19 protein-coding genes are annotated in these 23,490 nt (G+C 69.6%); 16 read left to right on the plus strand and 3 right to left on the minus strand.

Annotation, left to right across the window (positions count from 1 at the left end):
* Positions 1 to 26: 26 nt before the first annotated feature.
* A complete protein-coding gene (gene mptB, locus ACFYQ5_RS18735) occupies positions 27 to 1,526 on the plus strand; it encodes a polyprenol phosphomannose-dependent alpha 1,6 mannosyltransferase MptB (protein ID WP_389198693.1) in 1,500 nt (499 codons plus the stop codon).
* 67 nt (positions 1,527 to 1,593) lie between these two features.
* Here mptB and ACFYQ5_RS18740 read toward each other — a convergent pair whose 3' ends face one another.
* Positions 1,594 to 2,436, minus strand: a complete 843-nt coding sequence (locus ACFYQ5_RS18740; RefSeq protein WP_389198695.1) for a C40 family peptidase — start codon at positions 2,434 to 2,436, stop codon at positions 1,594 to 1,596.
* 869 nt (positions 2,437 to 3,305) lie between these two features.
* On the opposite strand from ACFYQ5_RS18740, the gene ACFYQ5_RS18745 reads away from it, so the two are divergent.
* The 15 genes from ACFYQ5_RS18745 to recQ all read left to right on the plus strand — a co-directional run bounded on the left by ACFYQ5_RS18745 (position 3,306) and on the right by recQ (position 21,429).
* Positions 3,306 to 3,665: an NADH-quinone oxidoreductase subunit A gene (locus ACFYQ5_RS18745; protein WP_003992243.1), complete on the plus strand. Its 360-nt coding sequence runs from the start codon at positions 3,306 to 3,308 to the stop codon at positions 3,663 to 3,665.
* An 18-nt stretch (positions 3,666 to 3,683) separates the two neighbouring features.
* Complete coding sequence (locus tag ACFYQ5_RS18750; protein ID WP_014154689.1) at positions 3,684 to 4,238, plus strand: NADH-quinone oxidoreductase subunit B family protein; 555 nt, start codon at positions 3,684 to 3,686, stop codon at positions 4,236 to 4,238.
* A complete protein-coding gene (locus ACFYQ5_RS18755; RefSeq protein WP_389198697.1) occupies positions 4,235 to 4,951 on the plus strand; it encodes an NADH-quinone oxidoreductase subunit C in 717 nt (238 codons plus the stop codon). The genes ACFYQ5_RS18750 and ACFYQ5_RS18755 overlap by 4 nt, the downstream gene beginning before the upstream one ends.
* On the plus strand, positions 4,951 to 6,273 hold the full coding sequence (locus tag ACFYQ5_RS18760; protein WP_389198699.1) for an NADH-quinone oxidoreductase subunit D: 1,323 nt from the start codon (positions 4,951 to 4,953) through the stop codon (positions 6,271 to 6,273). The genes ACFYQ5_RS18755 and ACFYQ5_RS18760 overlap by 1 nt, the downstream gene beginning before the upstream one ends.
* A 29-nt stretch (positions 6,274 to 6,302) precedes the next feature.
* A complete protein-coding gene (gene nuoE / locus ACFYQ5_RS18765) occupies positions 6,303 to 7,121 on the plus strand; it encodes an NADH-quinone oxidoreductase subunit NuoE (protein WP_389198754.1) in 819 nt (272 codons plus the stop codon).
* Positions 7,121 to 8,494, plus strand: coding sequence for an NADH-quinone oxidoreductase subunit NuoF (gene nuoF / locus ACFYQ5_RS18770; RefSeq protein ID WP_389198701.1), 1,374 nt, complete (start codon positions 7,121 to 7,123; stop codon positions 8,492 to 8,494). Before nuoE ends, nuoF begins: the two co-directional genes overlap by 1 nt.
* Entirely contained in the window at positions 8,491 to 10,998 is a 2,508-nt protein-coding gene (locus tag ACFYQ5_RS18775; RefSeq protein WP_389198702.1) for an NADH-quinone oxidoreductase subunit G, read from the plus strand. Before nuoF ends, ACFYQ5_RS18775 begins: the two co-directional genes overlap by 4 nt.
* Positions 10,995 to 12,428 (plus strand): NADH-quinone oxidoreductase subunit NuoH, encoded by a 1,434-nt coding sequence (gene nuoH / locus ACFYQ5_RS18780; protein WP_389198703.1) that lies wholly within the window; start codon positions 10,995 to 10,997, stop codon positions 12,426 to 12,428. Before ACFYQ5_RS18775 ends, nuoH begins: the two co-directional genes overlap by 4 nt.
* Positions 12,421 to 13,017 (plus strand): NADH-quinone oxidoreductase subunit NuoI, encoded by a 597-nt coding sequence (gene nuoI, locus ACFYQ5_RS18785; RefSeq protein ID WP_389198704.1) that lies wholly within the window; start codon positions 12,421 to 12,423, stop codon positions 13,015 to 13,017. Before nuoH ends, nuoI begins: the two co-directional genes overlap by 8 nt.
* On the plus strand, positions 13,014 to 13,868 hold the full coding sequence (locus tag ACFYQ5_RS18790; RefSeq protein WP_389198706.1) for an NADH-quinone oxidoreductase subunit J: 855 nt from the start codon (positions 13,014 to 13,016) through the stop codon (positions 13,866 to 13,868). The genes nuoI and ACFYQ5_RS18790 overlap by 4 nt, the downstream gene beginning before the upstream one ends.
* Complete coding sequence (gene nuoK, locus ACFYQ5_RS18795; protein ID WP_389198708.1) at positions 13,865 to 14,164, plus strand: NADH-quinone oxidoreductase subunit NuoK; 300 nt, start codon at positions 13,865 to 13,867, stop codon at positions 14,162 to 14,164. Before ACFYQ5_RS18790 ends, nuoK begins: the two co-directional genes overlap by 4 nt.
* 12 nt (positions 14,165 to 14,176) lie before the next feature.
* The gene (gene nuoL, locus ACFYQ5_RS18800) at positions 14,177 to 16,072 is read left to right on the plus strand and encodes an NADH-quinone oxidoreductase subunit L (protein WP_389198710.1); all 1,896 of its coding nucleotides are present in this window, start codon (positions 14,177 to 14,179) and stop codon (positions 16,070 to 16,072) included.
* 4 nt (positions 16,073 to 16,076) lie between these two features.
* Positions 16,077 to 17,648 carry an NADH-quinone oxidoreductase subunit M gene (locus ACFYQ5_RS18805; protein WP_389198712.1) on the plus strand — a complete coding sequence of 524 codons (1,572 nt, stop codon included), beginning with the start codon at positions 16,077 to 16,079 and terminating at the stop codon, positions 17,646 to 17,648.
* Positions 17,645 to 19,309, plus strand: a complete 1,665-nt coding sequence (gene nuoN, locus ACFYQ5_RS18810; RefSeq protein ID WP_389198713.1) for an NADH-quinone oxidoreductase subunit NuoN — start codon at positions 17,645 to 17,647, stop codon at positions 19,307 to 19,309. Before ACFYQ5_RS18805 ends, nuoN begins: the two co-directional genes overlap by 4 nt.
* A gap of 116 nt (positions 19,310 to 19,425) precedes the next feature.
* The gene (gene recQ / locus ACFYQ5_RS18815) at positions 19,426 to 21,429 is read left to right on the plus strand and encodes a DNA helicase RecQ (RefSeq protein ID WP_389198714.1); all 2,004 of its coding nucleotides are present in this window, start codon (positions 19,426 to 19,428) and stop codon (positions 21,427 to 21,429) included.
* A gap of 19 nt (positions 21,430 to 21,448) precedes the next feature.
* On the opposite strand, the gene ACFYQ5_RS18820 is transcribed toward recQ, so the two are convergent.
* Positions 21,449 to 22,057 carry a Uma2 family endonuclease gene (locus ACFYQ5_RS18820; protein ID WP_351284554.1) on the minus strand — a complete coding sequence of 203 codons (609 nt, stop codon included), beginning with the start codon at positions 22,055 to 22,057 and terminating at the stop codon, positions 21,449 to 21,451.
* Positions 22,058 to 22,211: 154 nt separating this feature from the next.
* Complete coding sequence (gene fahA / locus ACFYQ5_RS18825; RefSeq protein ID WP_389198715.1) at positions 22,212 to 23,441, minus strand: fumarylacetoacetase; 1,230 nt, start codon at positions 23,439 to 23,441, stop codon at positions 22,212 to 22,214.
* Between the last annotated feature and the right edge of the window lie 49 nt (positions 23,442 to 23,490).

Genomic DNA, 23,490 nt, shown 5'->3' on the forward strand with positions numbered 1-23,490 from the left:
GTACGGGCCCGCGATAGGTTCGGGCCATGGGGGCGACAGGAGCACGGATCACCGGCGTGTGGACCACCACCCGCACGCACCGACGGCTCGGCGCGGCCGGATCGCTGGCGGTCGCGCTGGGCGGCTGGGCCGTCGGCACGCTGCCGGAGCACGACCCGTGGGGCCTGTGGGTCTCCCACGGGCCCGTGGTGACCGCAGCCGGCTACGCACTGGCGTACGGCGGGCTGACGGTCCTCGTCGTCGCCTGGTGGCTGTACGGGCGGGCGGGAGCGTCCGTACGCGACACCCTCGTCACCCTCGCCTGGTGGACGGCCCCGCTGGTCCTGGCGCCCCCGCTCCACAGCGCCGACGTCTACAGCTACATCGCGCAGGGCGCGATGGTCCTCGAAGGGCACGACGTCTACAGCGTGGGGCCGTCCGTCCTCGACCCCGACGGGCCGGGCGGCGACGCCGCGGCGAGCGTCGGCGGGCACTGGACCGACACCCCGGCCCCGTACGGGCCGTTCTTCCTCGTTCTGGCGCGCGTCGTGGTCCGGGCGACCGACGGCACGATCGTGCCCGCCGTGCTGGGGATGCGCCTCATCGCCCTGGGCGCGCTGGTGCTGATCGTCTGGGCCCTGCGGAACCTCGCCCGGGAGCACGGCCGCAGCGAGAGCGCCGCGCTGTGGCTCGGGGCCCTGAATCCGCTGCTGCTCATCCACGTCGTCGGCGGCGTCCACAACGACGGGCTGATGACCGGCCTCATGCTGGCCGGTGTGCTGCTCGCCCTGCGCGGGAGGTGGATCACCGGGTCGGCGCTCATCGGGCTCGCCATGATGGTCAAGTCACCCGCGGCGGTGGCGCTGCTGTTCGTCGGCGTCGTGGTGGGCCGGGCCGCGAGCGGTCCGGTCGTACGGCGGGTGGCGAAGGGGCTGCTCGCGCCCGGACTGGTCGCCGGGGCGGTGGCCGTCGGCACGACGTTCCTCTGCGGCACCGGCTTCGGCTGGCTCGGGACGCAGAGCGTCGCGGCACGCATCCACACGGCGCTGTCCCTCAGCAGCGACCTCGGCCTGGGCCTCGGTGAACTCCTGCGGCTGCTGGCCGGAACCGACCCGGATCCGGTCAAGTCCGCCGTGCAGAACCTGGGGCTGCTGATCGCCCTGGCCCTGATCGCGCGCCTGGCATGGCACGCGACGACCGGGCGTACGGAACCCGTCCGCGCCCTGGGCCTCGCGCTGCTGGTCCTGGTCGCGCTCTCGCCGATGGTGCAGCCCTGGTACCTGCTGTGGGCGACCGCGGTGATCGCCGCCACCACGAGCGGCGGCCGCGCCCTGGGCGCGGTGACCGTGCTGTCGGCCGCGCTCGTCTACGAGACGCAGCCCTCGGGCTCGACTCCGCCGTACGGCTTCGTGCTGGCCGGTCTCGTGTGCGTGGCCGGCGTGGTGCTCCTGCGCCGGGACCGGGACGCCCCGGAACGAGGACAGGCACCCGGTCAGCGCCTCCCGGCTGACGAGGCCCTGGAAGCGGACGCGCCCACGGCACGATGACGGGCCGCCACTCCCGGTCGGAGGAGTGACGGCCCGCGATCGTGCTCAGGCGTGCGGAGCTTGTGAATCAGAGAACGCGGACGGCGCCCGACGGCGGGTCGTAGTCCAGGGACTGCTGCACGACGCCGGTGCTGGAGTTCTGCGCACCGACGAACTGGCCGCCGCCCACGTAGATCCCGACGTGGTACGCGCTGCCGGCGCCACCCCAGTACAGGATATCGCCGGGCTGGAGGTTGTCGAGCGAGACCTGGGTCCCGGCGGTCGACTGGCTCTGCGAGACGCGCGGCAGGTCGACGCCCACGCTGCCGAAGGCGGCCTGGACCAGGCCTGAGCAGTCCCACGAGTTCGGGCCGGTGCCGCCGGAGACGTACGCGTCACCGACCTGGGACTGCGCGAACGCGATGACGGCCGCGGCGGACCCGGTGGCGCTGGAGGAGGACGACGAGGAGGACGAGCCGGAGGAGGAGCCGGCGGACGCACTGAGCGTGGTGCGCTCGGAGGAGCGGGAGGCGCGCTCGGCGGCTGCCTCCGCTTCCGCCTCCGCTGCCGCCTTGGCCTTGGCGGCGGCTTCGGCCTTCTTCTTGGCCTCCGCCTTGCGGACCGCCTCGGCCTTGGCCTTCTTGGCGGCCTTGGCGGCCGTGTCGGCGGCGGCGTTCTCCTGGGCCTGGATCTCCAGGTCGAGAGCGACCGCCTGGGTTGCCTGCGCGGACGCGGCGACGGAGGTGGAGAGCCCGGCCGTGATAGTGGGCATCTCGATGGTCTGGGTGACCGGCTCGGCCTGGGCCGGACCGGCGGCACCCGCGACCGCGATGGTGCTGAGGACGCCACCGGCAACTCCTGCCCGCAGCGCCGTCTTCGAGGCACTCTGGCGGGGCTTCCGGTGGCTGGGTATGTGAGCGGTGTGGGACATGGGTACTAGCGCTATCAGGGCTGTAGGGGTCCCATCAAGAAACGTGTGTTGCGACACAGTTACGTTCGGAATCTATGAATCCGCTTATTGCGGGCCCTTATTGACGCCCTAACGGGCAAAACGGGCAGGCCTGTCCACCCCTGTGATCACGGGATTCTTTCAATACGCCCGAATTGCCCGTCGCTTACCATCCGTTCACACGGTTGGCCAAGCCCGCTTTTCTTGGAGTGCATGTGGAGTGACGCAGGTCACAGCATGTCTTTCCCGTGAGAGGCGGCCGCCCGATCGCGGCCGCGTGCGGAGCGGGGTCGGCCGCCCTCCTGTGGCGGCCTGACCTATTGGTGAGTCATGTCCGTTTCCGTGGGGGCCCGCAGGGTGATCGGCGGGTGGTGGCCGGGGTGCCCGTCGGGGGTGGCCGACCGGTGCGCGCGCCCGCTGCCCGGAAGTTCGTGAATGCGTGCGCATTGTCCATATCGGTACCGGAGGCCCCCCGTCCGAGTGGCTGCCGGAGGTGGCCGATTCCCATATCACCCGTACGGTGTCCATCGCCAATTTGCTTGTACGGGCCGTCGATTGATAGAGCCAGGCGCCTTTGACCAGCGGTAACGCCTCAAGATGTCACGTCTCGTAACCGCACGGCCGCTTCGCGTGCGTAGATCACCGCTCATCCGACTTCATGATCGTTCGTCAGGTGGCGTAGATCACAAAGACGTTGGTGTACCCCGTGTCGCAGATCACAGGATCACAGGCATAGGATGCGGGGCAGTCGGGCTTGTGAACTGCCTCACATGTGCACGATCTTGATGAGGTGGCGAGCCGGTTGCCCGATGCGGTCCAACGGTCAAGGACGACTGGAAGGAGCGAGGAGCGTGAATGCCTACGCGCCCATCCTCGTGCTCGGCGCCCTCGGGGCAGGGTTTGCGATCTTCTCCGTGGTCATGGCCACGCTTATCGGCCCTAAGCGGTACAACCGAGCAAAGCTCGAAGCGTACGAGTGCGGCATCGAACCCACCCCCACTCCAGCCGGAGGCGGCCGTTTTCCCATCAAGTACTACCTGACGGCGATGCTGTTCATCGTCTTCGACATCGAGATCGTCTTCCTCTATCCCTGGGCGGTCACCTTCGACGCCCTGGGGATCTTCGGGCTCGTGGAGATGCTGCTCTTCGTGCTCACCGTCTTCGTCGCCTACGCGTATGTGTGGCGCCGGGGCGGCCTGGAATGGGACTGAGGGGCTGAGGGGCACACCATGGGACTCGAAGAGAAGCTGCCGAGCGGCTTTGTGCTGACCACTGTCGAGCAGGCCGCCGGCTGGGTGCGGAAGTCGTCCGTCTTCCCGGCCACCTTCGGCCTCGCCTGCTGCGCCATCGAGATGATGACGACCGGCGCGGGGCGGTACGACCTGGCGCGTTTCGGGATGGAGGTCTTCCGCGGATCGCCGCGGCAGGCGGATCTGATGATCGTCGCAGGGCGGGTGAGTCAGAAGATGGCGCCCGTCCTGCGGCAGGTCTACGACCAGATGCCGAGCCCCAAGTGGGTCATCTCCATGGGGGTTTGCGCGTCATCGGGTGGAATGTTCAATAATTACGCCATTGTGCAGGGCGTTGATCATATTGTCCCGGTCGACATCTATTTGCCAGGATGCCCGCCGCGTCCCGAGATGCTGATCGACGCCATCCTCAAGCTCCACCAGAAGATCCAGGGCTCCAAGCTCGGGGTCAACGCGGAGGAGGCCGCCCGCGAGGCGGAGGAGGCGGCCCTCAAGGCACTCCCCCTGATCGAGATGAAGGGGCTGCTGCGATGAGCGACGAGCGGAACACCGACAGCGGCCAGGTGCCCACCCCGCGGGACGACTCCGGTGAGGTCATCGGCGTACGCAAGGGCATGTTCGGCGCCAACAACGGCGGTGACACCTCCGGTTACGGCGGACTCGTCCGCACGGTGACCCTGCCGGGTGCCACCTCCCGGCCGTACGGCGGGTGGTTCGACGAAGTCGCCGACGAGCTGGAAGGGGCCCTGGAGGAACAGGACCTGCTCCCCGGCAACGCCATCGAGAAGACGGTGGTCGACCGGGGCGAGGTCACCTTCTTCATCGCCCGTGAGCACCTGGTCCAGGTCGCCCGCACCCTGCGCGACGATCCGGCCCTGCGCTTCGAACTCTGCACGGGCGTCAGCGGTGTCCACTACCTGGGGGACAAGGGGCGCGAGCTGCACGCGGTCTACCACCTGCGCTCGCTCACCCACGGGCGGCTGATCCGCCTCGAGGTGTCCGCCCCCGACAGCGACCCGCACATCCCGTCACTCGTCGCGGTCTACCCGGCCAACGACTGGCACGAGCGCGAGACCTACGACTTCTTCGGCCTGATCTTCGACGGGCACCCCGCCCTGACCCGGATCATGATGCCGGACGACTGGCAGGGCTTCCCGCAGCGCAAGGACTACCCGCTCGGCGGCATCGCCGTCGAGTACAAGGGCGCCCAGATCCCGGCTCCGGACCAGCGGAGGTCGTACAGCTGATGACTACTCCCCACGCAACGCCCAGGGCCACGACCGAGGGGACTGTATATACAGTCACCGGCGGCGACTGGGACGAGGTCGTCGAGTCCGCCGCGAAGTCGGACGACGAACGCATCATCGTCAACATGGGCCCCCAGCACCCGTCCACGCACGGCGTGCTGCGGCTCATCCTGGAGATCGACGGCGAGACCGTCACCGAGGCCCGCTGCGGCATCGGCTACCTCCACACCGGCATCGAGAAGAACCTCGAATTCCGGAACTGGACGCAGGGCACCACCTTCGTCACGCGCATGGACTACCTGACCCCGTTCTTCAACGAGGCGGCCTACTGCCTCGGGGTCGAGAAGCTCCTCGGCATCGAGGACCAGATCCCCGACCGGGCCACCGTCCTGCGGGTGCTCCTGATGGAGCTCAACCGGATCTCCTCGCACCTGGTGTGCATCGCCACCGGTGGCATGGAGCTCGGCGCCACGACGATCATGATCTACGGCTTCCGCGATCGTGAACTCGTTCTCGATCTCTTCGAGCTGATCACCGGCCTGCGGATGAACCACGCGTTCATCCGGCCCGGCGGCCTCGCCCAGGATCTGCCGATGGGCGCGATCGACCGGCTCCGCGAGTTCGTCAAGACCATGAAGAAGAACCTGCCGGAGTACGACAAGCTCGCGACCGGCAACCCCATCTTCAAGGCCCGTATGCAGGACGTCGGGTATCTCGACCTGACCGGCTGCGTGGCGCTCGGGGCCACCGGCCCGGTCCTCAGGTCCGCCGGGCTCCCGCACGACCTGCGCAAGACCGACCCGTACTGCGGCTACGAGAACTACGAGTTCGACGTGCCCACCGCGGACAGCTGCGACGCCTACGGCCGCTTCCTCATCCGGCTGGAGGAGATGCGCCAGTCGCTCAGGATCGTCGAGCAGTGCCTGGAGCGGCTGGAGCCGGGCCCGGTCATGGTGGCCGACAAGAAGATCGCCTGGCCGGCGCAGCTCGCGCTGGGACCGGACGGTCTCGGCAACTCGCTCGACCACATCAAGAAGATCATGGGCACCTCCATGGAGGCCCTGATCCACCACTTCAAGCTGGTGACCGAGGGCTTCCGGGTCCCGGCCGGGCAGACGTACACCGCCATAGAGTCCCCCAAGGGCGAACTCGGCGTGCATGTCGTCTCGGACGGCGGCACGCGCCCCTTCCGGGTCCACTTCCGCGACCCGTCCTTCACCAATCTGCAGGCCATGGCGGCGATGTGCGAGGGCGGCCAGGTCGCCGACGTCATCGTCGCCGTCGCGTCCATCGACCCCGTGATGGGAGGCGTCGACCGGTGACCGCATCCAATCGAGAAGTCAGCCTGGGGATGCCGCAGCTCCCCGCCCCCGCCTACCCGGCCGACGTGCTCGCCCGGCTCGAGGCGGACGCGCGGGAGGTGATCGCCCGTTACCCCGGCAGCCGCTCCGCGCTGCTGCCGCTGCTGCACCTGGTGCAGTCCGAGGAGGGGTTCGTCTCCCGTACGGGCATGGCGTTCTGCGCCGACCAGCTCGGCCTCACCACCGCCGAGGTCACCGCGGTCGCCACCTTCTACACGATGTACCGCCGCCGGCCCAGCGGTGACTACCAGGTCGGGGTCTGCACCAACACCCTGTGCGCGGTCATGGGCGGCGACGCCATCTTCGACCGGCTCAAGGAGCACCTGGGCGTCGGCAACGACGAGACGACCGACGACGGCAAGGTCACCCTCGAACACATCGAGTGCAACGCGGCCTGCGACTTCGCGCCGGTCGTGATGGTCAACTGGGAGTTCTTCGACAACCAGACGCCGGAGAGCGCGACACGGCTCGTCGACGACCTGATCGCCGGCCGCACCGTGGAGCCCACCCGTGGCGCACCTCTCTGCACGTACAAGGACACGGCCCGGATCCTGGCCGGCTTCCCCGACGCGCGTCCCGGCGCCGTCGAGGCGAGCGGCGGGGCGGGTGCCGCCTCGCTGGTCGGTCTGAAGCTGGCCAAGGGCGAGGCAGCGCCGCACGCGCGCGTGGTCGGCCCGAGGGGCGGGACACCCCGGGACGCACAGCCGCAGAAGGGCGCCGAGCACCTCAGCTCTCATGATGCGCCGCAGCAGACCTCGGCCTCCGACCCGGAGTATCCGGCCGGGCCCGCCGCCGAGGAGGGGGAGTGATGACCTTGGCAGCCGAGATCGGCAAGAACGGGACCAGCCCGGAGAAGCTCCTGGCACCCGTCCTCTCCTCGTTCTGGGACGAGCCGGAGTCCTGGACGCTGGACACCTACCGCCGGCACGACGGATACGAGGGGCTGCGCAAAGCCCTGGCCATGTCGCCGGACGACCTCATCGCGTACGTCAAGGACTCCGGTCTGCGCGGACGTGGAGGCGCGGGCTTCCCCACCGGGATGAAGTGGCAGTTCATCCCGCAGGGCGACGGCAAGCCGCACTACCTCGTGGTCAACGCCGACGAGTCGGAGCCCGGCACCTGCAAGGACATCCCACTCCTCTTCGCCAACCCGCACAGCCTCATCGAGGGGATCGTGATCGCCTGTTACGCGATCCGGTCCTCGCATGCCTTCATCTATCTGCGCGGTGAAGTCGTCCCCGTGCTGCGGAGGCTGCACGAAGCGGTACGTGAAGCGTACGAGGCGGGTTATCTGGGGGCGAACGTCCTGGGTTCAGGGCTCGACCTGGAACTCACGGTGCACGCGGGTGCCGGTGCGTACATCTGTGGAGAGGAAACCGCGCTGCTCGACTCGCTCGAAGGACGGCGTGGCCAGCCCCGGCTTCGTCCCCCCTTCCCCGCGGTCGCCGGTCTGTACGCCTGTCCCACTGTCGTGAACAACGTCGAGTCCATCGCCTCGGTTCCCGCCATCCTGAACAGGGGCAAGGACTGGTTCAAGTCGATGGGCAGCGAGAAGTCCCCGGGCTTCACGCTGTATTCGCTCAGCGGGCACGTCACCAGCCCCGGCCAGTACGAGGCACCCCTCGGCATCACCCTGCGCCAGCTGCTCGACATGAGCGGCGGCATCAGGGCCGGGCACCGCCTGAAGTTCTGGACGCCGGGCGGCTCCTCCACCCCGATGTTCACCGAGGAGCACCTCGACGTCCCGCTGGACTACGAGGGCGTCGGCGCCGCCGGATCCATGCTCGGCACCAAGGCGCTGCAGTGCTTCGACGAGACCACCTGCGTGGTGCGGGCCGTCACCCGCTGGACCGAGTTCTACGCCCATGAGTCCTGCGGCAAGTGCACACCGTGCCGTGAGGGCACCTACTGGCTCGTCCAGCTGCTCCGCGACATCGAAGCGGGCAAGGGACAGATGGCCGACCTCGACAAGCTCAACGACATCGCCGACAACATCAACGGCAAGTCGTTCTGCGCCCTCGGCGACGGCGCCGCATCGCCGATCTTCTCCTCGCTGAAGTACTTCCGCGAGGAGTACGAGCAGCACATCACCGGCAAGGGCTGCCCCTTCGACCCCGCCAGGTCGACCCTCTGGGCCGACGACAAGGACGACAAGAACGCTCACCGGGGGGTGAACGCATGACAGTCACCACGAGTGCGCCCTCCGGGGGCGGCGAGGCGGCCGTTCCGCCCGAGGACCTCGTCACGCTCACGATCGACGGCATCGAGATCAGCGTGCCCAAGGGCACCCTCGTCATCCGCGCCGCCGAACTCCTCGGCATCGAGATCCCGCGCTTCTGCGACCACCCGCTCCTCGACCCGGCCGGCGCCTGCCGGCAGTGCATCGTCGAGGTCGAGGGGCAGCGCAAGCCGATGGCGTCCTGCACCATCACGTGCACCGACGGCATGGTCGTGAAGTCGCAGATCACCTCGCCCGTCGCGGAGAAGGCCCAGAAGGGGGTGATGGAGCTCCTGCTCATCAACCACCCGCTGGACTGCCCGGTCTGCGACAAGGGCGGCGAGTGCCCCCTGCAGAACCAGGCGATGTCGCACGGCGGCGCCGACTCCCGCTTCGACGGGAAGAAGCGCACCTTCGAGAAGCCCGTCCCGATCTCCACCCAGGTGCTGCTGGACCGCGAGCGGTGCGTGCTCTGCGCGCGCTGCACCCGGTTCTCCAACCAGGTGGCGGGCGACCCGATGATCGAGCTGCTGGAGCGCGGCGCGCTCCAGCAGGTCGGTACCGGTGAGGGCGACCCCTTCGAGTCGTACTTCTCCGGCAACACCATCCAGATCTGCCCGGTCGGGGCGCTGACCTCGGCGGCGTACCGGTTCCGCTCCCGGCCCTTCGACCTGGTGTCGACGCCCTCGGTGTGCGAGCACTGCGCCGGCGGCTGCGCGACCCGGACCGATCACCGGCGCGGCAAGGTCATGCGGCGGCTCGCCGCCAACGACCCCGAGGTCAACGAGGAGTGGCTCTGCGACAAGGGCCGCTTCGGCTTCCGCTACGCCCAGCAGCGCGACCGGCTCACCACGCCGCTGGTACGCAACGCGGAGGGTGTGCTGGAGCCGGCGAGCTGGCCGGAGGCCCTGGAAGCCGCGGCGGCCGGTCTCTCGGGGGCGCGCGGCAGGACCGGGGTGCTCACCGGTGGCCGGCTGACCGTCGAGGACGCCTACGCGTACAGCAAGTTCGCGCGGATCGCCCTCGACACCAACGACATCGACTTCCGGGCCCGCGTCCACAGCGGTGAGGAAGCCGACTTCCTCGCCGCGCGGGTGGCCGGACGTGGCCGCGACCTGGACGGCGGCGGGGTCACGTACACCGCGCTGGAGAAGGCCCCGGCGGTCCTGCTGGCGGGCTTCGAGTCCGAGGAGGAGGCGCCCGGCGTCTTCCTGCGGCTCCGCAAGGCCCACCGCAAGCACGGGCAGCGGACGTTCGCGCTCGCCTCGCACGCCAGCCGGGGCCTGGAGAAGGCGGGCGGCACGCTGCTCCCCGCCGCGCCCGGCACCGAGACCGAATGGCTGGACGCCCTCGCGGGCGGGGTCGGTCTGGAGGGCGACGGAGCCGTCGCGGCCGAGGCGCTGCGCGGCGAAGGCACCGTGATCGTCGTGGGCGAGCGGCTCGCGGCGGTACCCGGTGGACTGACCGCGGCGGTGCGCACCGCCGCGGCGACCGGCGCCGCACTGGTGTGGATCCCGCGCCGGGCCGGCGAACGCGGCGCGCTGGAGGCGGGCGCGCTCCCGTCGCTGCTGCCCGGCGGCCGTCCCGCGACGGACCCCCGGGCACGGGAGGAGGTGGCGTCCGTCTGGGGCGTCGCCGAACTCCCGGCCCGCTTCGGCCGCGACACCGGCCAGATCGTGGAGGCCGCGGCCACCGGCGAACTGGCCGCGCTGGTGGTCGCTGGGGTCGACCCCGAGGACCTGCCCGACCCGGCCCGCGCCGTGGAGGCGCTGGACGAGGTCGGCTTCCTGGTCTCACTGGAGCTGCGCCCCGGCGCGGTCACCGAGCGCGCCGACGTGGTCCTTCCCGTCGCCGCCGTCCCGGAGAAGCCCGGCACCTTCCTCAACTGGGAGGGCAGGGCGCGGATGTTCGAGGCCGCGCTGAAGCCCGAGCAACTGCCGAGGACGCTCTGCCCGACCGACGCGCGGGTGCTGCACATGCTGGCCGACGCACTCGACGTACACCTCGCCCTGCCCGACCTGAGGGCGGCCCGCCGCGAGCTCGACCGGCTCGGTGGCTGGCAGGGCGGCCACGCCGAGGACCCGCGGGCGACGTCCCGCCCGGTGCCCCGGCCCGGCGACGGCGAGGCGGTCCTCGCGGGCCACCGGATGCTGCTCGACCGGGGCCGGCTCCAGGAGGGCGACGAGGCGCTGGCCGGTACCCGGCACGCGTCCGTCGCCCGGCTCTCCGCGGCCACCGCGGCCGAGTCCGGGGTGAAGGACGGCGATCTGCTGGCCGTCACCGGCCCCGCCGGCAGCACCGAACTCCCACTGGTGGTCACCGAGATGCCGGACCGGGTGGTGTGGGTCCCCCTCAACTCCGTCGGCCGGGGCGTGCCCGCCGACACCGGCGCCCAGCCGGGCGGAGTGGTCCGGATCGGTCCGGCCGCCCCGGGCTCCCACGTCGTGACAACGGAGGTAGGAGAGTGACCGGCCTCGATCGACTCGCCGCGGCACCGCAGGGCACCGTCCTCGCAGCCGAGGACCTCTCGATGTTCGGCACGGACCCCTGGTGGCTCGTCGTCGTCAAGGCGGTGTTCTGCTTCGCGTTCCTGATGGTGACCGTGCTGTTCGCCATCGTGTGGGAGCGCAAGGTCGTCGCCTGGATGCAGCTGCGCATCGGCCCCAACCGGCACGGGCCCTGGGGCATGCTCCAGTCGCTCGCCGACGGCATCAAGCTGATGCTCAAGGAAGACGTCGTCGTCAAACGGGCCGACAAGGTCGTCTACATCCTGGCCCCGATCGTCGCCGCCGCTCCGGCGTTCATGGCGATCGCGGTGATCCCGTTCGGCCCGGCCGGCAACGAGGTCTCGATCTTCGGCCACCGCACGACGATGCAGCTGACGGACCTGCCGATCGCGATGCTGTACATCCTCGCGGTCGCCTCCGTCGGCATCTACGGCATCGTGCTGGCCGGCTGGTCCTCCGGATCGACGTACCCGCTGCTCGGCGGTCTGCGCTCCTGCGCCCAGATGATCAGCTACGAGATCGCGATGGGCGCCGCCTTCGCCTCCGTGTTCCTCTACTCGGGCTCGATGTCGACCTCGGAGATCGTGGCGGCGCAGGAGGACCGCTGGTTCATCCTCCTGCTGCCGGTCTCCTTCATCATCTACATCATCACGATGGTCGGCGAGACCAACCGGGCCCCGTTCGACATGCCGGAGTCCGAGGGCGACCTGGTCGGCGGCTTCAACACCGAGTACTCCTCGATCAAGTTCGCGATGTTCATGCTCGCCGAGTACGTCAACATGGTCACCGTCTCCGCGGTCTCCGTGACCCTGTTCCTGGGCGGCTGGCGGGCTCCGTACCCGATCAGCACCTTCTGGGAGGGCGCGAACCACGGCTGGTGGCCGATGCTCTGGTTCGTCATCAAGGTCCAGCTGCTCCTCTTCTTCTTCATCTGGCTGCGCGGCACGCTGCCCCGCGTCCGCTACGACCAGCTGATGAAGCTCGGCTGGAAGGTCCTGATCCCGGTCTCCGTGGTCTGGCTGATGCTGGTCGCCACCGTCAGGGCGCTGAACAACGAGGGATACGACTACACGAAGATCCTGCTGTACGTCGCCGGAGCCGTGATCGCGGTCCTGCTGATCTCCTTCGTCGCCGACGTCTTCCGCGACCGGAAGACCAAGGCCGCCGAGGAGGCGGCCGGGCCGGAGCCGGCGTTCGACCCGATGGCGGGCGGATTCCCCGTCCCGCCGCTGCCCGGCCAGGCCCTGCCACCGGTGCCCCGCCGCACGCCACGACGTGAGCGGGAGCTCGTTGTCAGTGGCGGGCCCGATACTCAGAGTGACGAACACGTGGGCGCCGGACGTCCGGGCGCCGGAAGTTCGAGTGACGGAAAGGAGGCTGACGGTGTCTGAGTCATCAGAACCCTCAGGGGAGAAGTTCCAGAATCCTGTGGCCGGCTTCGGCGTGACCTTCAAGGCCATGTTCAAGAAGCGGCTGACCGAGCAGTACCCGGAAACGCAGAAGGTGACGGCGCCGCGCTTCCACGGCCGGCACCAGCTCAACCGTCACCCGGACGGGCTGGAGAAGTGCGTCGGCTGCGAACTGTGCGCCTGGGCGTGTCCGGCGGACGCGATCTACGTGGAGGGCGCGGACAACACGGACGAGGAGCGCTACTCCCCGGGCGAGCGCTACGGCCGCGTCTACCAGATCAACTACGCGCGCTGCATCCTGTGCGGGCTCTGCATCGAGGCGTGCCCCACCCGGGCACTGACCATGACCAATCAGTTCGAGCTCGCCAACACCACCCGCGAGAGCCTCATCTACACCAAGGGCGAGCTGCTCGCGGGGCTCGAGGAAGGCATGGTCGACAGCCCCCACGCGATCTTCCCCGGCATGGACGAACAGGACTACTACCGAGGTCTGGTGACCGCTGCCGCACCCGGCACGGAGCGCCAGGCCGCCGTGTCCAAGGGAGATACGGACAAGGAGGGGGACGCATGACCTCCACCCTGGCCGCGGCGGCCACCGCCACCTCGAGCGGCGAGGCCGTCCAGTTCTGGATCCTCGGCACCGTCGCCGTCATCGGCGCACTCGCCACCGTCCTGATGAAGAAGGCGGTGCACAGCGCGCTGTCGCTCGCCGGCACCATGATCGTGCTGGCGGTCTTCTACCTCGCCAACGGTGCCTACTTCCTGGGCATCGTCCAGGTCGTCGTCTACACCGGCGCGATCATGATGCTGTTCCTCTTCGTGGTCATGCTCGTCGGCGTCACGGCGGCGGACTCGCTGAAGGAGACGCTCAAGGGCCAGCGCTGGCTGGCCGCCGCCTGCGGACTCGGCTTCGGCATCCTGCTGATCGCCGGCATCGGGCAGGCGTCCCTGAAGACCTTCAACGGCCTGGGGACGGCGAACGCCCGGCACGGCGGAAACGTCGAGGGCCTCGCCAACCTCATCTTCACCAAGTACGTCTTCGCGTTCGAGATCACCGGCGCCCTGCTGATCACGGCGACCGTCGGCGCGATGCTGCTCACGCACCGCGAGCGCACCGAACGCGCCAAGACGCAGCGTGAGCTCTCCCAGGAGCGGGTGCGCAGCAGCCATCTGCCGCCGCTGCCGGCCCCGGGTGTCTACGCCCGGCACAACGCCGTGGACATCGCGGGACTGCTCCCGGACGGCACCCCGTCCGAGCTCACCGTCATGCAGACCCTGCGGCAGCGCGGGCAGATCCGGGATGTGTCCAGCGAGTCGCTCGCCGACCTCAAGGCACTGGAACAGCGCTCCGGGGAGCGGCTCGGCCGTGACCGCGGACCGGCCCGTGACACGGCGGAAGAAGAGGAGGAGGTCGCCAAGTGAATCCGGTCAACTACCTCTACCTCGCGGCCCTTTTGTTCACGATCGGCGCCTCCGGTGTGCTGATCAGGCGGAACGCGATCGTGGTGTTCATGTGCATCGAGCTGATGCTCAACGCCTGCAACCTCGCGCTCGTCGCGTTCTCCCGGCTGCACGGCAATCTCGACGGCCAGATCATCGCGTTCTTCACGATGGTCGTCGCCGCCGCGGAGGTCGTCATCGGGCTCGCGATCATCGTGTCGCTGTTCCGTTCCCGCCACTCGGCCTCGGTCGACGACGCCAGCCTGATGAAGCTGTAAGGGGTCGGAATCGTGGAAAACCTGATTGCGCTGCTGGTCGCGGCGCCCCTGCTCGGAGCGGCGGTCCTGCTCTGCGGCGGACGTCGGCTCGACCGGACCGGCCACTGGATCGGCACGGTGCTCGCCGCCGCGTCGTTCGTCATCGGTGTCGTGCTGTTCACCGACATGCTGGGCAAGGGCGCCGAGGACCGCGCCCTGCACCAGAAGCTGTTCAGCTGGATCCCCGTCGAGGGATTCCAGGCCGATGTGGCCTTCCAGCTCGACCAGTTGTCGATGACGTTCGTCCTGCTGATCACGGGTGTGGGCACGCTGATCCACATCTACTCCATCGGTTACATGGAGCACGACGAGCGCCGCCGCCGCTTCTTCGGCTATCTGAATCTGTTCCTCGCGGCGATGCTCGTCCTGGTCATCGCCGACAACTACCTGCTGCTGTACGTCGGGTGGGAGGGTGTCGGCCTGGCGTCGTACCTGCTCATCGGCTTCTGGCAGCACAAGCCCAGCGCGGCCACCGCCGCCAAGAAGGCCTTCCTGGTCAACCGGGTCGGCGACATGGGCCTGTCGATCGCGATCATGCTGATGTTCACCACGTTCGGCACCTTCGCCTTCGGACCGGTGCTCGAAGCGGCGGGGGACACCGGCGAGGGCAAGCTCACCGCGATCGGCCTGATGCTGCTCCTCGCCGCCTGCGGCAAGTCGGCCCAGGTGCCGCTGCAGTCCTGGCTCGGTGACGCGATGGAGGGCCCGACCCCGGTCTCGGCCCTGATCCACGCCGCCACCATGGTGACCGCGGGCGTCTACCTCATCGTCCGTTCCGGCGCGATCTTCAACGCGGCGCCCGACGCCCAGACGGTCGTCGTGGTCGTCGGTGCGGTCACGCTCCTCTTCGGTGCGATCGTCGGTTGCGCGAAGGACGACATCAAGAAGGCCCTCGCCGGGTCGACGATGTCGCAGATCGGCTACATGATCCTGGCCGCGGGCCTCGGCCCCATCGGCTACGTCTTCGCGATCATGCACCTGGTGACCCACGGCTTCTTCAAGGCCGGGCTCTTCCTCGGCGCCGGTTCGGTCATGCACGGCATGAACGACGAGGTGGACATGCGGAAGTACGGCGGCCTGCGGACGTTCATGCCGGTCACCTTCGTCACCTTCGGCCTGGGCTACCTCGCGATCATCGGTTTCCCCGGTCTGTCCGGCTTCTTCTCCAAGGACATGATCATCGAGGCGGCCTTCGCCAAGGGCGGCACCGAGGGCTGGATCCTCGGCTCCGTCACCCTGCTGGGCGCCGCGATCACCGCGTTCTACATGACGCGCGTGATGCTGCTGACGTTCTTCGGCGAGAAGCGCTGGCAGCCGGACGCGGAGGGCCACGAGCCGCACCCGCACGAGTCGCCCAGGTCGATGACGATCCCGATGATCGTGCTGGCCTTCGGGTCGGTCTTCGCCGGAGGCTTCTTCTCCATCGGTGACCGGTTCATGCACTGGCTGGAGCCCGTCACCGGACACGACCACGGACACGCCCCGGTCAGCGCGACCACCGTCACCGCCGCCACCATGGTGGTGCTCGTCATCGGTGTCGCCATCGCCTGGGCCATGTACGGGCGCAAGCCCGTCCCCGCCGTGGCACCGCGCGGTTCCCTGCTCACCAGGGCGGCCCGCCGCGACCTTCTCCAGGACGACTTCAACCACGTGGTCCTGGTCCGCGGCGGCGAACACCTCACCCGCTCCCTGGTCTACGTCGACCACACCCTGGTCGACGGCGTCGTCAACGGCACGGCCGCCTCGATGGGCGGGCTCTCCGGTCGGCTGCGCAAGCTGCAGAACGGCTATGCCCGCTCCTACGCGGTCTCGATGTTCGGCGGTGCGGCGGTACTCATCGCCGCGACCCTGCTGATGAGGGCGGTCTGATCCCATGTCCTTTCCCCTCCTGACAGTGACGGCGGCGCTCCCGGCGATCGGCGCGATCGCCACCGCCGCCGTCCCGGCCGCCCGCCGCACCGCGGCCAAGTGGCTCGCCCTGGTCGTCTCGCTGGCGACCCTGGTCCTGGCCGGCATCGTGTTCGCCCGCTTCGAGCCGGGCGGCGACCGCTACCAGCTGACCGAATCGCACGCCTGGATCAAGGACTTCGGCGTCCGGTACGAGCTGGGGGTCGACGGCATCGGGGTGGCGCTCCTGGCACTCACCGCGCTGCTGATCCCCTTCGTCATCCTGGCGGGCTGGCACGACGCGGACACCCTGGAGACCTCGTCCTCGCGCTGGCGTCCCACCCAGGGCTTCTTCGCCCTGATCCTGATGGTGGAAGCGATGGTGCTCCTGTCCTTCGTGGCCACCGACGTCTTCCTCTTCTACATCCTCTTCGAAGCCATGCTCATCCCGATGTACTTCCTCATCGGCGGCTTCGGGGACCGGGCCCACTCGGGCACCGAAGAGAACGCGGCGGCTCAACGCAGCTACGCGGCGGTGAAGTTCCTCCTCTACAACCTGGCCGGCGGGCTCATCATGCTGGCCGCCGTCATCGGGCTGTACGTGGTCGCGGGCAGCTTCTCGCTCTCCGAGATCGCCGAGGCCCGGGCCAACGGCTCGCTGGACATGGCGACCTCCACCGAGCGGTGGCTGTTCCTCGGGTTCTTCTTCGCCTTCGCGGTGAAGGCCCCGCTGTGGCCACTGCACACCTGGCTGCCCAACGCCATGGGCGAGGCGACCACGCCGGTCGCCGTCCTGATCACCGCGGTCGTCGACAAGGTCGGCACCTTCGCGATGCTCCGCTTCTGCCTCCAGCTGTTCCCGGAGGCCAGCACGTGGGCCACGCCGGTGATCCTCGTCCTGGCGCTGATCTCCATCATCTACGGGGCTCTGCTCGCCGTCGGCCAGCGCGACATCAAGCGGCTCATCGCGTACGCGTCGATCTCGCACTTCGGCTTCATCGTGCTCGGCATCTTCGCGATGACCAGCCAGGGCCAGTCTGGCGCCACGCTCTACATGGTCAACCACGGTCTCTCGACGGCCGCGCTGATGCTGGTCGCCGGATTCCTCATCACCCGGCGCGGCTCGCGCCTCATCGCCGACTACGGCGGGGTGCAGAAGGTGGCGCCCGTCCTGGCGGGAACCTTCCTCGTCGGTGGTCTGGCCACCCTGTCGCTGCCCGGCCTCGCGCCGTTCGTCAGCGAGTTCCTGGTCCTGGTCGGAGTGTTCAGCGCGTACCCGGTGGCCGGCGTCATCGCCACCGTCGGCATCGTGCTCGCCGCGCTCTACGTCCTCGTCCTCTACCAGCGGACGATGACCGGGCCGGTCAGGGAGGGGATCGGAGGCATGCCCGACCTCAAGGTCCGTGAGCTGGCGGTGGCCCTTCCGCTGATCGCCCTGCTGATCTTCCTGGGTGTCTTCCCGAAGCCGCTCACGGAGGTCGTCAACCCGGCGGTGCAGCACACCATGCACGACGTACAGAAGAAGGACCCCCAGCCCGAGGTGGAGGCCGCCAAGTGAGCGCAACAGCTGTCCACAGTCTGTGGACGACGGCGGGCGAGGTGACATCGGCCGCCCCGGGCGACAAGTTCACCGCTCCGACCATCGAGTACGCCCAACTGGCACCCGTCCTGATCGTGGTCGGTGCCGCCGTTCTCGGGATCCTGGTGGAGGCCTTCGTCCCGCGACGGGCCCGCTACACCACCCAGGTGTTCCTGACGGTCGTCGCGATCGCCGCCGCGTTCGCCGCGGTGGTGGGGCTCGCCGCCGACGGGTACGCCACGGAGAACGCGCACATCGCCGCGATGGGCGCCGTCGCCGTCGACGGTCCCGCCCTGTTCCTCCAGGGCACCATCCTGCTCGTCTCCATGGTCTCCGTCTTCACGTTCGCCGAGCGGCGCCTCGACCCGGCCTCGCACGGCAACCGGGTGGACTCCTTCGCCGCCCAGGCCGGCTCGGTGCCAGGCAGCGACGGCGAGAAGGCTGCGGTCAAGGCCGGATTCACCACGACCGAGGTCTTCCCGCTGGCGCTCTTCTCCGTGGCGGGCATGCTGGTCTTCCCCGCGGCCAACGACCTCCTGACGCTCTTCGTCGCGCTCGAGGTCTTCTCGCTCCCGCTCTACCTCCTGTGCGCCGTCGCCCGCCGCAAGCGGCTGCTGTCGCAGGAAGCCGCCGTGAAGTACTTCCTGCTCGGTGCCTTCTCCTCGGCGTTCCTGCTCTTCGGGATCGCCCTGCTCTACGGATACGCGGGCACCGTGTCGTACGCGGGCATCGCGAACGTCGTCGACGGCACCGTCCAGCAGATCGACCCGGCGCTCGCCGGCACCATGGGCAACGACGCGCTGCTGCTGATCGGCGGGGCGATGATCCTGATGGGTCTGCTCTTCAAGGTCGGCGCGGTCCCGTTCCACATGTGGACCCCGGACGTGTACCAGGGAGCCCCGACCCCGGTCACCGGCTTCATGGCGGCGGCCACGAAGGTCGCCGCGTTCGGCGCGCTGCTGCGCCTGCTGTACGTGGTGCTGCCCGGCCTCACCTGGGACCTGCGCCCCGTCATGTGGGGTGTCGCGATCGTCACGATGCTGGGCGGGGCGATCGTCGCGATCACCCAGACCGACATCAAGCGGCTCCTGGCCTACTCCTCGATCGCACACGCGGGCTTCATCCTCGCGGGTGTCATCGCGGCCAGCCCGGAGGGCATCTCCTCGGTCCTCTTCTACCTCGCGGTGTACTCCTTCGTGACGGTCGGTGCCTTCGCCGTCGTCACCCTGGTGCGGGACGCGGGCGGAGAGGCCACCCACCTGTCGAAGTGGGCCGGTCTCGGCCGGCGCTCGCCGCTGACCGCCGCCGTCTTCGCCGTGTTCCTGCTCTCCTTCGCCGGTATTCCGCTCACCTCGGGCTTCTCCGGAAAGTTCGCCGTCTTCAAGGCGGCGGCGGACGGCGGCGCGGGCGGTCTCGTCGTGGTCGGTGTGATCTCGTCGGCCATCGCCGCCTTCTTCTACATCCGGGTCATCGTCCTGATGTTCTTCAGCGAGCCGAAGGCGGACGGCCCGACGGTCGCCGTCCCGTCCCCGCTGACGATGACCACGATCGCGGTCGGAGTCGCCGTGACCCTGGTCCTCGGCCTGGCCCCGCAGTACTTCCTCGACCTGGCGAGCCAGGCGGGAGTGTTCGTGCGGTAACGGAGGGAACGCGCTGCGACGCCGGACGGCCTTGGAAAGTCAAGGCCGTCCGGCGTTGTCGTAGACGGCGCCTATGGTTGCCGGTGACGGGTGAAGACGGACGGACGGGCGCGACCATGAGTGTGACGACCGAGAGCGCCGCGCAGCAGACGCTGCACCGGGTGTTCGGGTACGAGACGTTCCGCGGCGAGCAGGGCGCGGTGATCGAGCATGTCGTCGGGGGCGGCGACGCGGTCGTGCTCATGCCCACGGGCGGCGGCAAGTCCCTCTGCTACCAGATCCCCGCCCTGGTCAGGCCCGGCACCGGCATCGTGATCTCCCCGCTGATCGCGCTCATGCAGGACCAGGTGGACGCCCTGCGGGCGCTGGGTGTCCGCGCGGGCTTCATGAACTCCACGCAGGACTTCGACGAGCGCCGCTCGATGGAGGCCCAGTTCGTCGCCGGCGAGCTCGACGTGCTGTATCTGGCCCCCGAGCGGCTGCGCCTGGACTCCACCCTCGCGCTGCTGGCCCGGGGCGAGATCTCCGTCTTCGCCATCGACGAGGCGCACTGCGTCGCCCAGTGGGGCCACGACTTCCGCCCGGACTACCTGGCCCTGTCCGTGCTGGGTGAGCGCTGGCCCGACGTACCCCGTATCGCGCTGACGGCCACGGCGACCGACGCCACACACCGGGAGATCACCCAGCGCCTGGGCATGCCCGACGCCAGGCACTTCGTCGCCAGCTTCGACCGGCCCAACATCCAGTACCGCATCGTGGGGAAGGCCGACCCGAAGAAGCAGCTGCTCACCTTCCTCAAGGAGGAGCACGCGGGGGACGCGGGCATCGTCTACTGCCTCTCGCGCAATTCGACGGAGAAGACCGCCGAGTACCTCTGCCGTAACGGCATCGAGGCCGTGCCGTACCACGCGGGCCTGGACGCGGCGACGCGCGCCACCCACCAGTCGCGCTTCCTGCGCGAGGAGGGCCTGGTCGTCGTCGCGACCATCGCCTTCGGCATGGGCATCGACAAGCCCGACGTGCGCTTCGTCGCCCACCTCGACCTGCCGAAGTCCGTCGAGGGCTACTACCAGGAGACCGGCCGCGCCGGGCGTGACGGGGCACCGTCCACGGCCTGGATGGCGTACGGACTCCAGGACGTCGTCCAGCAGCGCAAGCTGATCCAGGGCGGCGAGGGCGACGAGGCGTTCCGGCGCCGGGCGGCCTCGCACCTCGACTCGATGCTGGCGCTCTGCGAGACCGTCCAGTGCCGCCGCGCCCAGCTCCTCACGTACTTCGGCCAGGAGCCCGGCGAGCAGACCTGCGGCAACTGCGACACCTGCCTCACCCCGCCCGAGACCTGGGACGGCACGGTGGTCAGCCAGAAGCTGTTGTCCACCGTGGTCCGGCTGAAGCGGGAGCGGAACCAGAAGTTCGGGGCCGGGCAGATCATCGACATCCTGCTGGGCCGCAAAACCGCGAAGGTCATCCAGTTCGACCACGACCAGCTCTCGGTCTTCGGTATCGGCGAGGAGCTGGCCGAGGCGGAGTGGCGGGGCGTGGTGCGCCAGCTCCTCGCCCAGGGGCTCCTCGCGGTCGAGGGCGAGTACGGCACGCTGGTGCTGACCGAGGAGAGCGGTTCCGTGCTCGGCCGGGAGCGCGAGGTGCAGCTCCGCAAGGAGCCGAAGAAGCCCACGACGCGGTCCGGCGGCTCGGGGGAGCGCAAGGCCAAGTCGGCGGCGGCCGTGGCCGATCTCCCCGCCGAGGCCGTCCCGGTCTTCGAGGCGCTGCGCGCCTGGCGCGGCGCCCAGGCCAAGGAGCTGGGCCTCCCGGCGTACGTGATCTTCCACGACGCGACGCTGCGGGAGATCGCCGCGCTGCGCCCCGCGTCCCTGGCGGAGCTGGGTGGTGTCAGCGGACTCGGCGAGAAGAAACTGGCGACGTACGGCGAGGGTGTGCTGGAGGTGCTGGCGGGGCTGGGAGACGCGGCCCCCGCCGCCACACCTCCGGAGGCGGCCCCCGCAGCGGCACCCGAACCGGCCCTCGAGCCGACCCGGGCCCCGGTGCCGGCGGCCCGCCCCGCCGTCCAGGACGCGGACCCGGAGTACGGCTGGGACGAGGAGCCGCCCGAGTTCGAGTGAGCCGGGGCGGCGGGGCGCGTTATCGGGGGTCGGCCGCGCGGCGGCGGGAGACGATCGCGGCCAGGTCGAGTTCCACGGGGAAGGGCGTGGAGACCTTCATCCGGTCGTGGAAGATCCCCGTGGACGTGTACGCGCCGGTCGCAGGCTCGAGCTCGAAGACGTAGACGACCGCCCGACCGTCCTGGTTCTCCACTCGCCAGTAGTGCGGGATCTTCGCCCGCGCGTACTTCACGGGTTTGGTCTCCCGATCACGGGTGACGGACTCGTCGGAGACGACCTCGATCGCCAGCAGCACACTGTTCGCGGGGAACCGAGTCTGCCGCAGGCTCTCGACCGCGTCCGCGCGCACGACGACGACATCGGGTTCCGGCCGGTTCTGGAAGTCGACGTCGATGGTGAACTCGCGAAAGACTTCCAGGTCGAGCGGTGCCAGCGACTGCAACTGCCACTTCAGGTAGTCGATCGCACGCTCATGGAAAACGGTCTGCGGACTCACGAAAACAAGGCTCCCGTCGATCAGCTCCGTGTGCGGAGGCAGATTCGGGAGTGTGTCCAGGTCATCGGCGGTCCAGCCGCCCACGGGCGGGACCGCCCACCGCGGCTCGGGCGCCTCGGGTTCGATGCTCATCAGTGCTCCCATACGAAGGAGTCTCGCGGGTGATTCCAGCGTATCCGGCGCGAACGGACCAGGGCCGCCCACACGTGTGAGCGACTTACGCGTCGTTGACCGCCGCCCCGGTCGGCTCCGTCCGCCCTGAGCGCACCGCCCTGGGCGCAGGGGTTCACGGCGAGGCCGTGATCCGTCCGGTGACCTCGCCGAGTCCCACCCGCGTGCCGTGTGGACCGGGCGCCCAGGCGGTCAGGGTGACCGTGTCGCCGTCCTCCAGAAACGTCCGCTTGCCGTCGGCCAGGTCCAGCGGATCGCGGCCGTTCCACGTGAGCTCCAGCAGGGAGCCGCGCTGGCCGGGCTCGGGGCCGCTGACCGTGCCGGAGCCGTACAGGTCACCCGTGCGCAGCGACGCGCCGTTCACCGTCATCTGCGCCAGCTGCTGGGCAGCCGTCCAGTACATGGAGGCGAACGGCGGCTCGGAGACGGTCTGCCCGTTGATCTCCACCGAGATCCGGATGTCGAAGCCGCCCGGCTCCTCGTCGTCCGCGTCCTCCAGATAGGGGAGCAGCTCGAAGTCCCGCGCGGGCGGCGCCGTGCGGGCCGCGTCCAGGGCTTCCAGCGGGGTCACCCACGCCGACACGGAGGTGGCGAAGGACTTGCCGAGGAACGGGCCCAGCGGCACGTACTCCCAGGCCTGGATGTCCCGCGCCGACCAGTCGTTGAGCAGGGAGAGTCCGAAGACGTGCTCGCGGAAGTCGCCGAGCGCCACGGGGGAGCCCTGCTCCGAGGGGACGCCCACGACGAAGCCGACCTCCGCCTCGATGTCCAGCTTGACCGAGGGGCCGAAGACGGGAGCGGGGTCGGCCGGTGCCTTGCGCTGCCCGGCGGGGCGCACCACGTCCGTACCGGAGACGACGACCGTGCCGGCCCGCCCGTGGTAACCGATCGGCAGGTGCTTCCAGTTGGGGGTGAGTGCCGCCCCGTCGGGGCGGAAGATCCTCCCCACATTGGTGGCGTGGTGCTCGCTGGCGTAGAAGTCGACGTAGTCCGCGACCTCGTACGGCAGGTGCAGGGTCACCGAGTCGAGCGGGTGGAGCAGCGGCTCCAGGTCCGGGCGGTGGGACGGGACCGTCACCCACGCCGTCAGCGCCCGCCGCACGTCCCGCCACGCGGTGCGCCCCGCTGCCAGCAGCGGCGTCAGGCTCGGCTGTGCCAGCAGTCTGGCGTACGGCGAACCGAGTGCGTGTGCCGCCGCTCCGGCGTCCAGCACCTGCCGGCCGACGCGGACTCCGACCCTTCGGTCCTCGGGGTGTCCGGGGGTGGAGAACACACCGTACGGAAGGTTGTGCGGACCGAAGGGATCGCCCTCGGCCAGGTCGAGCGGGCTGCTCTGCTCGGGCATCTGTCGCTGCCCCTTTCCAGTCGCTTGAGGAACACGGTACGTCGGCGCG

The organism is Streptomyces sp. NPDC005794, assembly GCF_042871445.1.
Taxonomy (GTDB): Bacteria; Actinomycetota; Actinomycetes; order Streptomycetales; family Streptomycetaceae; genus Streptomyces.